We start from the raw sequence: 11,697 nt of genomic DNA, 5'->3' as shown, positions 1-11,697 counted from the left end.
CCCACATCCGGCGAGCCTCATCCTCCACCGTCTGCGCGTGAACGTCGAAACGCCCCGCCATCGCCCGCATCGCATCCGGATCGGTCATAAAACGTGCTGCCATGAAAATCACTCCTTCTTGCTCGGAATTCGTTGTGGTGCCGGGCGGCGGCCCGGCGGACACGTGTGGTTCAGGCCCCTTCCGTTACCCGCCGGCCGGCGAACGGGGCATAACTTTGGGGGCTTTGGCGGCGACTGCGCCCAGTCCGCGTCCGGCCATCGCACCCATCAGCGCGTTGCCGAACGGACCGCCCGGCAGGCCCGACGATCCAGACATGGTCTGAATGGGAGCGCTCACCGTGGTGGACGGCAGTACCGGTGCGGCACGGACCATGCCGTCGGCGGCCATCGACCAGGCTTGCGGCACCTTCAGCGCGCCCATCGAGGCGGCCTGGCCGAGCTTGGCGGAGATGGCGTTGGTCGCCGAGCTGAAGTGGCCGGCCAGTACGCCGACCGCGCCCTGCAGCTTGTCGTTGACGAAGTCGCCGATCTGGGTCATCAGGGTGCCGGTGCCGGCCGCGCCGGCGGTCTGTCCGGCCAGCGCGCCCGTGCCGCCCATCGCACCCATCCGGGCCATCTGCATGAGCAGCATCGGCAGGATCCGCGCGGCCATCATGGCGGGCATGCTCATCGTGTTGATGGGCGACATCACCTGGCTGAGCTGGGTGGCGAGCAGGGTCTCGTCGAGGCCGGTGGTCGGGATGCCCAGCGAATCCATGATCCCGCCGATCGTCGACAGGTTGTAGCCCGGGTTGACCGGCGGGGTCCCGCCGTCACCGGGGATGGGCGCTCCGGTGGAGGTGTCCGCGGCCGAACCCGGTTGCGTCGCCTGAGCAGAGTTCGGCGGCGCCGACTGGGCCTGCAGCAGGTTGTTGTTGGCTTGGGCCGACATGTTGTAGGTGTCCATCGCGGCGCCGTCCTGCGCCCACATCGCCTCGTACTGGGCTTCGGTCGCCGCGATCGCCGGGGTGTTCTGCCCGAAGAAGTTGGTCGAGATCAACGCCATGAGCATGGCCCGGTTCGCCGCGATCACCGGCGGCGGCACCGAAGCGGACCTGGCCGCTTCGAACAGCGCGGCCGCCTGGCTGGCCAAGGCCGCGTTCTGGGTGGCGTTGGCCGACGCCTGCTGTAGCCAGGCCACGTAGGGCGCAACCGACGCGGATGCCGCGGCCGACCCCATACCCGTCCAGGTCGAGGTCAGGTTGGTCACCACCGAATGCGTCGCCGTCGCCGACGTCGACAATTCGGCGGCCAGATTGGCCCAAGCCGTCGACGCCTCCAGCAGCGGCGCCGAACCCGGCCCGGTATATATCAAGCCGGAGTTGATCTCCGGCGGGAACATACTGAAGCTCATTGACGCGCCTCGACTCAGCCGGCCGCAGTGGCGTTAGCGGCCTCGGTGAGGGCGTAGGCGTTGGAGTTCCCGCTCAGGGTGGCCACGATCTGCTGGTGAACAGCCGCAGCCTGGGCGCTGACCTGCTGGAACAGCTGGGCGTGGGTGGCGAATTGGGCAGCAGTCATCGCCGAGACCATGTCGGCGGCAGGCGGTACCACACCGGTGGTGGGAGCGGCCGCGGCAGCCATGCCCGCGGTCATGGAGTCACCGATTCCCGACAGGCTGCCCGCAGCCGCCGTCAGAACCTCCGGCTGAGCGGTTACGAATGACATCTTTCCTCCTGGAACCTGAAGCGATGTGGTGTTACGCGATCGAAGTCTGGGTCAGTAGTTGACGCACGTCACTCTAGCCGACGCCGTCTAATAACGATCTGATAAAGCTGAGGCTGGCGATGCCGGCGAGAGTCCCGGCCAGGTGCCATACCAGGGGGCAATAACACGAGCTGACGCGTTCACCGGGCGGACGACCTCTCCGTAAATCTGCGGCATAAAGCTGTGGCGGCCGTTGCGGGTGTGGTTCCCACGGCAGCCGGAAGCAGAACGTAACACCGGTACCACCACCCCGTACAGCACCGCGACAAACATTCAGTAAAGGTTTGGGAACTGGTCAGACAAGATCGTCTTTGGCTAACGAACTCCCTGGATTCGCCACGGTGACGGGGCTCAACCCAGCAGGCCGGCCGTACGGATATGCAAAGCTAAGGATGCTCACAAGGCGGCCCGCCGGTGACCTGGAACCTACGGAAATTCCACGGAGTGTGCGATGACCTTCAACGAAGGTATGCAGATTGATACCAGCACCACCTCATCTGGCGGGGGCGGCCGTGGCATCGCCATCGGCGGTGGTGTCGCCGGGCTGGTGATCCTGGTGGTGGCGCTGCTGCTCGGCGCGGATCCCGGCGACGTGCTCAGCCAGCAGCCGGTGGATCGCGGGCAGTACACCGCACCGGGGTTCGACCTCAGCAGGTGCCGCACCGGCGAGGACGCCAACAGGTACGTGCAGTGCCGGGTGGTGGCGACCGCCAACTCGGTCGACGCGGTGTGGTCGGAGCTGCTGCCCGGATACAGCCGCCCGCAGGTGCAGCTGTTCACCGGCCAAACGTCCACGGCCTGCGGAGCGGCCACCAGTGCCGTGGGGCCGTTCTATTGCCCGGGCGACCAGACCGCCTATTTCGACACCGATTTCTTCCAGGTGCTCGTCGACCGGTTCGGCTCCAGCAGCGGGCCGCTGGCCCAGGAGTATGTGGTGGCCCACGAGTTCGGCCACCACGTGCAGAATCTGCGCGGCGTATTGGGCCGGGCGCAGCATGGTGCGCAGGGCGCGACCGGCGCCGGGGTGCGCACCGAGTTGCAGGCCGACTGCTACGCCGGAGTGTGGGCGCACTATGCGGCGGTGACCAAGCAGAAGAGCACCGGGGTTCCGTTCCTCAAGCCGCTGACCGACGACGACATCCGCGATGCGCTGTCGGCGGCGGCGTCGGTGGGTGATGACCGCATCCAGGAGGCCGCCACCGGCCGCGTCAACCCGGAGTCCTGGACACACGGCGCATCGGCCCAGCGGCAGCACTGGTTCACCGTCGGCTACCAGACCGGGGACCCCAACCAGTGCGACACTTTCGCCGCTGCCGACCTCGGTTAGCGGCAGCTCCGGGTCAGCCGAGCAGGCTGCGCAACTCGGCGCGGCCTGACTCCTCGAGCGGCAAGAGTGGGCGCCGCGGCGCACCGGCGGGCACCCCGAGCAGGTCCAGGCCGGCCTTGACAGTGGTCGCCAGCCCGCCCGCCACGATGAACGTCAGCAGCGGCTTCAGGTCGTCGTAGAGTGCCTGCGCGGCGTCGAGATCGCCCGCGACGACCGCGGTATAGAGGTCCAGGCACGGCTTCGGGCGCAGGTTGGGGGCCGCGGTGCACCAGCCGGCCGCTCCGGCGCGTAGTGCGTCGAGCACCAGCGGGTTGCTGCCGTTGAAGAACGGCAGTCGCCCGTCGGAGAGCTCGGCGATGCGCAGCATCCGGGTCAGATCGCCGGTGGACTCCTTGACCATGGTGACGTGCTCGATGTCCTCGGCCATCGCCACCAACAGCTCTGGACTCATGTCCACTCCGGAGGTGGCCGGGTTGTTGTAGGCGACGATGTCGATGTCGACGGCGTCGGACACCGCCGCGTAGTGCGTGGTGATCTCCCGCTCGGAGAGCTTCCAGTAGGACACCGGCGCGACCATCACCGCGTCGGCACCGGCCTGCGCGGCGTAGCGGGCGCGACGCACCGTCGTCGCGGTGGTCAGGTCCGAGACCCCGACCAGCACCGGCAACCGCCCGGCCACCGCCGCGACGGCGACGTCGACGACGGTGTCGAACTCGCGTTCGTTGAGGTAGGCGAGCTCACCGGTGCTGCCCAACGGAGCGATGGCATGCACACCGGCGTCGACGAGGCGTTCGATGACGGCGGTCAACACCGCGGTGTCGATACCGTCGTCGGCGAACGGTGTGATCGGGTAGCCGATGATGCCGTGCAGGGGTGCTGCCACGAACTACTCCTTTGGTTATCGGGTGATCGCGTCGGGGTGGCCGGCCAGTGCCCGTCTGGCGTAGTAGCCGAAATTGGCGACGCTGCGGTTGGGCAGCAGGGTCCAGTCGTGGGCTTCGCGGGCCAGCTTCTCGGGGAGTTCCTTGATGGTGCCGGCGGCCATGGCGGCCAGTTGCAGCGCGGCGGCGCGTTCGATCAGCACCGCCAGCGAGCACGCCTCCTCGACGCTGGCGCCGGCCACGATCTGACCGTGGTGTGCCAGCAGGATCGCCTTCTTGTCGCCCAGGGCCTGCGAGATGATCTCACCTTCCTCATTGCCGACCGGAACCCCGGGCCAGGTCGGCAGGAACGCGCAGTCGTCGTAGAGCGGAGTGGTGTCCATGTGCGAGATGACCAGTGGGGTCTCCAGCATCGACAGGGCGGCCACGTGGAACGGGTGGGTGTGCACGATGCACTGCACGTCGGGGCGTGCCCGGTAGATCCAACTGTGGAATCGGTTGGCGGGGTTGGCCATTCCCTCGCCTTCGAGGACGTTGAGATCCTCGTCGACGATCAGCAGATTGCCTTCGGTGATCTCGTCGAAGCCCAAGCCCAACCGCTGGGTGTAGTAGGTGCCGGGCGCCTCGGCGCGGGCGGTGATCTGCCCGGCCAGCCCCGAGTCGTGTCCGCGGTCGAACAGCGCCCGGCAGGTCAACGCCAGTTTCTGGCGGAGCGACCAGCTGTCCTGCCCGATATTCGCCGCGAAGCGCCGTTCCGCCTGCTCCATCAGATCGGACTTGGAGTCATCGAACGTGCTGGCCATGGCAGCTCCTCGGTAGGCAGCAGATGACACAACTGTAGTCGATAGGACACCTTGTGTCATATCGGTGTGTCATCATGGCCAGCATGACGGCACTGTTGCGCAACGTCCGCAAGCAGCGAGGACTCACCCTCGAGGACCTCGCCGAGCGGACCGGGCTGACCAAGAGCTACCTGTCCAAGATCGAACGCAGCCGCAGCACGCCGTCGATCGCGACAGCCATCAAGGTGGCCCGGGCGCTGGATGTCGATGTGGCACAACTGTTCGCCGAACGCAGTGACGAGGACAACATCGCTGTCGACCGCGCCGCCGACCGCAGCTCCGATCGGCAACACTATCGGGCGATCGCCTCGGGCATGCTGGGAAAAACGATGTCCCCGTTCGTGCTACGTCCCACCGACCACGCCACCCGAACCTCCCACCCGCTGCGCTCGCAGCATGGCGGCCAGGAATTCGTGTTCGTCCACGCCGGCACCGTCGAGCTGGCGTACGGCGATGAGAGCTGGACCCTGGCGCCCGGCGACAGCGCCTACTTCGACGCCTCGGTCAGCCACCGCATCCGCGCCGTGGGCGGAGAACCCGCCGAGGTCGTCGTCGTGACCACCGACGGAGCGGGCGCGCGGTGAACACCGAACTGCTGTTCTCCTACGGCACCTTGCGGCTGCCCGAGGTGCAGCGCAGCACCTTCGGACGCGAACTCGACGGCCGGCCCGATGCCATCGTCGGCTACGACCTCGACTACGTGACGATCACCGACCCCGAGGTGGTGGCAGTCAGCGGCAGCGACCGCCACCCGATCCTGCGCCCGTCGGCGGCGCCCGACGCAGCGGTCAACGGCACGGTATTCGCCATCAGCACCGCCGAACTGGCCGCTGCCGACGACTACGAAGTCGACGCCTACCGCCGGATCTCGGTGCCGCTGCGCTCCGGCGCGCGGGCCTGGGTCTACGTGTTCGCCGAGTGAGCCGGCATCACCACGGCCGGGTCGAGCAGGTCACCCCGCTGCCGCCCTGTTGGGAGACCACCACTTCGCCGTCGACGGCGATCTCGCAGTGGAACTCGGGGTTGATCCGCAACCCGCCGCTGGCGGTGACCAGCGCCCACTGGCCCGGGTCGGCCAGCGTGGTGGTGTAGACCAGCGGTTGTCCTCCGCCGATCGGCACGCGGACGGTCTCCAGATACTCCGAGGAGTTGGCGTTGTAGGCCGCCATGCTCGGCGGGTCGGTCTTGATGTAGGAGATGTTGCCGGTCAGGTCGCTGGTGGCGGTGATGGTGTAGGTGACCTCGTGGCCCCCGGTCGTGCCCTTCGCCGGGACCTCCCCCGCCTTCGGGGCCTCGGCCGCCGCCTTCGGGGCCTCACCCGAGGGTTCGGGCGCGTTCTCGGCCGGGGCCGGCGCCGGCGATTCCGCCGACGAATCCGGCGAGGGCGTCGGCTCCGCCAGTGACGTCGCCGGGCCGGCCAGCACTCCGGCCGCCGCCGCAAGCAGCGTCGCGCCGAGTACGGCTGTCACATTCCGCATGGTCGTCATACCGCGTCACGGTACCGGAGGGTCATCACCGGGCGGGTTGCTGCGCATCACGCGATACCCGCCAGATCCCACTCACGCAGGAGTTTCCCCGGCTTTTGCGGCGTGGGTGTCATCGCGCGACAGTCGACCCAGCACCTCGGCGACGACATCGTCGAACGCCACGTCGAGCTGCTCGCCGGTGGCCAGGTTCTTGACGCCGACGGTGCCGGCTTCCAGGTCGCGGTCACCGGCGACCAGCGCCACCACGGCGCCGGAGCGGTCCGCGGCGCGCATCGCACCCTTGAGGCCGCGATCGCCATAGGCCAGATCCACCCGTACCCCGGCGGCCCGCAGTTGGCCGGCCAGCACGGCCAAGCGCAGTTTGGCCGCCTCGGACAGGCCCACCCCGAAGACGTCGCAGCGGGTGTTCGCCCCCACCGTCTTGCCCTCGGCGGCCAGCGCCAGCAAGGTGCGGTCGACCCCGAGCCCGAAGCCGATCCCGGACAGGTCCTGCCCACCGAGCTGGCTCATCAGGCCGTCGTAGCGCCCACCTCCGCCGATGCCGGACTGCGCGCCGAGCCCGTCGTGTACGAATTCGAAGGTGGTCTTGGTGTAGTAGTCCAGGCCGCGCACCATCCGCGGGTTGATCACATACGGCACCCCCAGGGCATCCAGATGCGCCAACACGATGTCGAAATGCTGTTTGGCGGCATCGGAGAGGTGATCGAGCATCAGCGGTGCGGCGGCGGTCATCTCGCGCACCTGCGGACGTTTGTCGTCGAGCACCCGCAGCGGGTTGAGCTGGGCGCGGCGGCGGGTCTCCTCGTCGAGTTCGAGCCCGAACAGGAACTCCTGCAACAGCTCTCGATAGGCCGGCCGGCAGGTGTCATCGCCCAGCGAGGTGATCTCCAGCCGGAAGCCGTCCAGGCCCAGGGAGCGGAACCCGGCGTCGGCCACCGCGATCACCTCGGCGTCCAGCGCCGGATCGTCCACGCCGATCGCCTCCACCCCGACCTGCTGCAGCTGCCGGTACCGGCCGGCCTGCGGACGCTCGTAGCGGAAGAACGGGCCGGAGTAACAGAGCTTGACCGGCAGCTGGCCGCGGTCCAGTCCGTGCTCGATCACCGCGCGCACCACCCCGGCGGTGCCCTCGGGGCGCAGCGTCACCGACCGGTCCCCGCGGTCGGCGAAGGTGTACATCTCCTTGGACACCACATCGGTGGACTCCCCCACCCCGCGGGCGAACAGCGCGGTGTCCTCGAAAATCGGCAGCTCGATGTCGCCGTAGCCGGCGCGACGGGCCGCGGCCAACAACCCGTCGCGCACCGCGACGAAGCCGGCCGAAGCCGGCGGCACATAGTCGGGCACCCCCTTGGGGGCGGCAAAGGTGCTCACGCGCTCAGCCCTTCCAGGAACGGGTTGAACCGGCGTTCGGCGCCGATGGTGGTCGTGGGTCCGTGGCCGGGCAGCACCACGGTGGCATCGTCGAGGCACAGCAGCTTGTCGACGATCGAGTTCATCAGGTCGCGGCCGCTGCCGCCGGGCAGGTCGGTGCGGCCGACCGAGTTCTGGAACAGCGTGTCCCCGCTGAACACCAGCTCGTTCGTGTCGCCGTCGACCCGGAAGACCACCGAACCGCGGGTATGTCCCGGCGTGAAATCGACGGTGACGCTGGTGTCGCCCAGGCCGATCTTGTCCCCGTCGCGGTCCAGCTCGACCAGCTGTTTGGGCTCGGAGAACATCACCTTGCTCAAGACGCCGAACAGCGCCTGGCCCGGCAGCGTGCCAAGAGACCGCAGTGGATCGGTGAGCATGAAGCGGTCCTCGGGGTGGATGTAGGTCGGGCAGCCATAGGTGTCGGAGACCTTCTGCGCCGACCAGATGTGGTCGATGTGGCCATGGGTGAGCAGCACCGCCGACGGCGTCAGCCGATTCTCGTCGAGGATGTGACGCAGCCGGGACATCGCGCGCTGGCCGGGGTCGACGACGATCGCGTCGGCGCCTTGCCGCTGCGCCACGACGTAGCAGTTGCACGCCAGCATTCCGGCGGAGAATCCGGTGACCAACACGTGCACCAGTTTCCCATTGCGCGCCGTTGCGGCATGGACGTGGGCGGTGCTGGCAGACTTTGGCAGACTGTAGAGCCGACTCACCCGCGAGCCAGGGAGGTATTCCGGCGGTGTCCACGAACGAAGAGCGGCGCGCTGCGGCCAAGCGCAAGCTGGACGAACAGGTGCAGCAGCGGGCCGAGGCCGCACGCAAGCAGCGCCGGATACTGATGATCGCCGGCGCGGTGGTTGCCGTGGCACTGCTGGCCGGCGTGGTGTTCGTGGTGCTGCGCGACGACGGCGATACCGGCAACATCAACGCCGCCCCGACCTCGGAGACCTCCGACGCTCCGGCGCCATCCCCCGGCGAGCCCGGTCAACTGCCGAAGTTCACCGCCTCGCCCACCCTGGGCGCCGACTGCCAGTACCCCAAGGCCCGTCCGGCCAGCAAGCCGGTCGAGCCGCCGCGCTCCGGCAAGGTCCCCACCGAGCCGGCCGAGGTCAGCGTGTCGATGATGACCGATCAGGGCCCCATCGGGCTGATGCTCGACAACGCCCAATCACCCTGCACGGTCAACAGTTTCATCAGCCTGGGCGCCAAGGACTTCTTCGCCGACACCCAGTGCCACCGGTTGACGACGTCTCCGATGCTGAGTGTGCTGCAGTGCGGCGACCCGGCCGGCGACGGCACCGGCGGCCCGGGCTACGAGTTCGCCAACGAATACCCGACCGACCAGTACGCGCCGAACGACCCGGCCGCGCAGCAACCGGTGCGCTACCCGCGCGGCACCCTGGCGATGGCCAACGCCGGGCCGGGCACCAACGGCAGTCAGTTCTTCCTGGTCTACCAGGATTCGATGCTGCCGCCGCAGTACACCGTGTTCGGCAAGATCCAGGACGACGGGCTGGCCACCCTGGACAAGATCGCCGCCGCCGGCGTCCAGGGCGGCGGCACCGACGGCCCGCCGGCCACCAAGGTGACCGTCAAGTCCATCCGCGCCGACTAATCCCCCGCGAGCAGACGCGAAACGCGACTACGCCGCGGATGTCACCCGGTAGACGTCGTAGACGCCCTCGACGTTGCGCACCACGTTGAGCAGATGCCCGAGATGCTTCGGGTCGCCCATCTCGAAGGTGAACCGGCTGATCGCCACCCGGTCCCGCGACGTGGTGACCGAGGCCGACAAGATGTTGACCTTCTCATCGGCGAGCACCTTGGTCACGTCCGACAGCAGTCGGTGCCGGTCGAGCGCCTCGACCTGGATGGCCACCAGGAACACCGACGACGGCGACGGCGCCCACTTGACCTCGATGATCCGCTCGGCCTGCTGCCGCAGCGCGTCGGCGTTGGTGCAGTCGGTGCGATGCACCGATACCCCGCCGCCGCGGGTGACGAAGCCCATGATCTCGTCGCCGGGCACCGGGGTGCAGCACTTGGCCAGCTTGGTCAGCACCCCGGTGGCACCGGGAACCGCGACACCGACGTCGTCGGTGTGCCGCTCGCGGCGCGGGATCGTCAGCGGGGTGGAGCGCTCAGCAAGGTCCTCCTCGGCCTGATCCACCCCACCGAGTTGGGCAACCAGCCGCTGCACCACGTGATGCGCCGAGATGTGGTTCTCCCCGACCGCGGTGTAGAGCGCGGACACGTCGCTGTAGTGCAGTTCGCGGGCCACCGCGACCATCGACTCACCGCTGATCAGCCGCTGCAGCGGCAACCCCATCCGGCGCACCTCGCGCGCGATCGCGTCCTTACCGGATTCCAGCGCCTCCTCGCGGCGCTCCTTGGCGAACCACTGCCGGATCTTGGCTTTGGCCCGCGGCGACACCACAAACTGCTGCCAGTCCCGGGACGGACCGGCGTTCTGGGCCTTGGAGGTGAAAACCTCGACCACTTCCCCGTTTTCCAGCTTGCGCTCCAGCGCCACCAGCCGGCCGTTGACCCGGGCCCCGATGCAGCGATGACCGACCTCGGTGTGCACGGCGTAAGCGAAGTCCACCGGGGTCGAGCCATTGGGCAGCGTGATCACGTCACCCTTGGGCGTGAAGACGAAGATCTCCTTGACGGCCAGGTCATAGCGCAACGACTCGAGGAACTCGCCGGGGTCGGCGGCTTCCCGCTGCCAGTCCAGCAACTGGCGCATCCAGGCCATGTCGTCGATCTCGGCGGCGGCGTTCGGATGCGGAACACCGTTGCGGCCCTTGGCCTCCTTGTAGCGCCAGTGCGCGGCGATGCCGTATTCGGCGGTGCGGTGCATCTCCCGGGTGCGGATCTGGATCTCCAGCGGCTTGCCCTCCGGACCGATCACCGTGGTGTGCAGCGACTGGTAGACGCCGTAGCGGGGCTGGGCGATGTAGTCCTTGAACCGGCCGGCCATCGGCTGCCACAGCGAGTGCACCACACCGACCGCGGCGTAGCAGTCCCGGATCTCGTCGCACAGGATCCGCAGGCCCACCAGGTCGTAGATGTCGTCGAAGTCGCGGCCCCGCACGATCATCTTCTGATAGATCGACCAGTAGTGCTTGGGGCGGCCTTCGACGTTCGCGGCGATCTTCGACTTCGCCAGCGTGTTGATGATCTCGGTGCGCACCTTGGCCAGATAGGTGTCGCGTGACGGTGCCCGGTCGGCCACCAGCCGCACGATCTCCTCATACCTCTTCGGGTGCAGGATCGCGAAAGACAGATCCTCGAGCTCCCATTTGACCGTGGCCATACCCAACCGGTGTGCCAGTGGCGCAATCACTTCCAGCGTCTCGCGGGCCTTGCGGGCCTGCTTCTCCGGCGGCAGGAAGCGGATGGTCCGCATGTTGTGCAGCCGATCGGCGACCTTGATCACCAGCACCCGCGGGTCGCGCGCCATCGCGATGACCATCTTGCGGATGGTCTCGGCTTCGGCGGCGCTGCCCAGCACCACCTTGTCGAGCTTGGTCACCCCGTCGACCAGGTGGGCGACTTCGTCGCCGAACTCCCCGGCGAGCGCCTCCACGGTGTAGCCGGTGTCTTCGACGGTGTCGTGCAACAGCGCGGCCACCAGCGTGGTGGTGTCCATCCCCAGCTCCGCCAGGATGGTGGCCACCGCCAGCGGGTGGGTGATGTAGGGGTCCCCGGAGTGCCGCAACTGGGTGGCGTGGCGTTGTTCGGCGACCTCGTAGGCGCGTTGCAGCAACGCCAGGTTCGCCTTCGGGTAGAACTGCCGGTGCACTGCGACCAGTGGTTCCAGCACCGGGCTGAGCGCGCCGCGCTGGGCGGTGATCCGGCGGGCGATCCGGGCCCGTACCCGCCGGGAGGCACTGGTGGGCACTTTGAGCAGATCGGTGCGCTCAGTGGGCGAGTCCTGGTCCGGCGGCTGGAAGACCGCCACCGGCTGGCCGCCCTCCTGCTCCCGCCGC

At 68.3% G+C, this 11,697-nt stretch carries 12 protein-coding genes and 1 pseudogene; 4 read left to right on the top strand and 9 right to left on the bottom strand.

Annotation, left to right across the window (positions count from 1 at the left end; translation table 11 throughout):
* The 3 genes and pseudogenes from ACAG20_RS18195 to ACAG20_RS18185 all read right to left on the bottom strand — a co-directional run.
* Positions 1-103: pseudogene (locus tag ACAG20_RS18195) on the bottom strand (WXG100 family type VII secretion target); the annotation flags it as partial.
* 81 nt (positions 104-184) lie between these two features.
* Positions 185-1,393, bottom strand: a complete 1,209-nt coding sequence (locus ACAG20_RS18190) for a PPE family protein (RefSeq protein ID WP_205868908.1) — start codon at positions 1,391-1,393, stop codon at positions 185-187.
* Between the two features lie 14 nt (positions 1,394-1,407).
* Positions 1,408-1,707: a PE family protein gene (locus tag ACAG20_RS18185; protein ID WP_112687662.1), complete on the bottom strand. Its 300-nt coding sequence runs from the start codon at positions 1,705-1,707 to the stop codon at positions 1,408-1,410.
* A 490-nt stretch (positions 1,708-2,197) separates the two neighbouring features.
* Here ACAG20_RS18185 and ACAG20_RS18180 point away from each other — a divergent pair, with 490 nt between their 5' ends.
* Complete coding sequence (locus ACAG20_RS18180) at positions 2,198-3,073, top strand: neutral zinc metallopeptidase (RefSeq protein WP_112687664.1); 876 nt, start codon at positions 2,198-2,200, stop codon at positions 3,071-3,073.
* Positions 3,074-3,086: 13 nt separating this feature from the next.
* Here ACAG20_RS18180 and ACAG20_RS18175 read toward each other — a convergent pair whose 3' ends face one another.
* Positions 3,087-3,956: a dihydrodipicolinate synthase family protein gene (locus ACAG20_RS18175; protein WP_370493562.1), complete on the bottom strand. Its 870-nt coding sequence runs from the start codon at positions 3,954-3,956 to the stop codon at positions 3,087-3,089.
* 15 nt (positions 3,957-3,971) lie between these two features.
* Positions 3,972-4,757, bottom strand: a complete 786-nt coding sequence (locus tag ACAG20_RS18170; RefSeq protein WP_112687668.1) for an aldolase — start codon at positions 4,755-4,757, stop codon at positions 3,972-3,974.
* 83 nt (positions 4,758-4,840) lie between these two features.
* On the opposite strand from ACAG20_RS18170, the gene ACAG20_RS18165 reads away from it, so the two are divergent.
* Entirely contained in the window at positions 4,841-5,380 is a 540-nt protein-coding gene (locus ACAG20_RS18165) for a helix-turn-helix domain-containing protein (protein ID WP_370493561.1), read from the top strand.
* Positions 5,377-5,718 (top strand): gamma-glutamylcyclotransferase family protein, encoded by a 342-nt coding sequence (locus tag ACAG20_RS18160; RefSeq protein ID WP_370493560.1) that lies wholly within the window; start codon positions 5,377-5,379, stop codon positions 5,716-5,718. Before ACAG20_RS18165 ends, ACAG20_RS18160 begins: the two co-directional genes overlap by 4 nt.
* Before the next feature lie 7 nt (positions 5,719-5,725).
* Here ACAG20_RS18160 and ACAG20_RS18155 read toward each other — a convergent pair whose 3' ends face one another.
* The 3 genes from ACAG20_RS18155 to ACAG20_RS18145 form a co-directional block, all read right to left on the bottom strand.
* Positions 5,726-6,283, bottom strand: a complete 558-nt coding sequence (locus ACAG20_RS18155) for a hypothetical protein (protein ID WP_370493559.1) — start codon at positions 6,281-6,283, stop codon at positions 5,726-5,728.
* Positions 6,284-6,355: 72 nt separating this feature from the next.
* On the bottom strand, positions 6,356-7,657 hold the full coding sequence (gene hisS / locus ACAG20_RS18150) for a histidine--tRNA ligase (protein WP_112687672.1): 1,302 nt from the start codon (positions 7,655-7,657) through the stop codon (positions 6,356-6,358).
* Positions 7,654-8,331, bottom strand: a complete 678-nt coding sequence (locus ACAG20_RS18145; protein WP_205868909.1) for an MBL fold metallo-hydrolase — start codon at positions 8,329-8,331, stop codon at positions 7,654-7,656. The genes hisS and ACAG20_RS18145 overlap by 4 nt, the downstream gene beginning before the upstream one ends.
* A gap of 110 nt (positions 8,332-8,441) precedes the next feature.
* Between ACAG20_RS18145 and ACAG20_RS18140 the strand changes: the two genes are divergently transcribed.
* On the top strand, positions 8,442-9,317 hold the full coding sequence (locus ACAG20_RS18140) for a peptidylprolyl isomerase (RefSeq protein ID WP_370493558.1): 876 nt from the start codon (positions 8,442-8,444) through the stop codon (positions 9,315-9,317).
* Positions 9,318-9,344: 27 nt separating this feature from the next.
* On the opposite strand, the gene ACAG20_RS18135 is transcribed toward ACAG20_RS18140, so the two are convergent.
* Entirely contained in the window at positions 9,345-11,669 is a 2,325-nt protein-coding gene (locus tag ACAG20_RS18135) for a bifunctional (p)ppGpp synthetase/guanosine-3',5'-bis(diphosphate) 3'-pyrophosphohydrolase (RefSeq protein ID WP_112687688.1), read from the bottom strand.
* Positions 11,670-11,697: the final 28 nt, after the last annotated feature.

The sequence above is a fragment of the Mycobacterium sp. pW045 genome, from assembly GCF_041287085.1.
GTDB lineage: Bacteria > Actinomycetota > Actinomycetes > Mycobacteriales > Mycobacteriaceae > Mycobacterium > Mycobacterium algericum_A.
Note: the sequence above shows the minus strand (reverse complement) of the source record. Positions and strands in the feature narration are given on the sequence as shown.

Coding starts and splice junctions, on each gene's coding strand:
- ACAG20_RS18155 (WP_370493559.1), bottom strand. CDS start 6,283: ATGACGACCATGCGGAATGTGACAGCCGTACTCGGCGCGACGCTGCTT.
- ACAG20_RS18190 (WP_205868908.1), bottom strand. CDS start 1,393: ATGAGCTTCAGTATGTTCCCGCCGGAGATCAACTCCGGCTTGATATAT.
- ACAG20_RS18170 (WP_112687668.1), bottom strand. CDS start 4,757: ATGGCCAGCACGTTCGATGACTCCAAGTCCGATCTGATGGAGCAGGCG.
- ACAG20_RS18180 (WP_112687664.1), top strand. CDS start 2,198: ATGACCTTCAACGAAGGTATGCAGATTGATACCAGCACCACCTCATCT.
- ACAG20_RS18185 (WP_112687662.1), bottom strand. CDS start 1,707: ATGTCATTCGTAACCGCTCAGCCGGAGGTTCTGACGGCGGCTGCGGGC.
- ACAG20_RS18165 (WP_370493561.1), top strand. CDS start 4,841: ATGACGGCACTGTTGCGCAACGTCCGCAAGCAGCGAGGACTCACCCTC.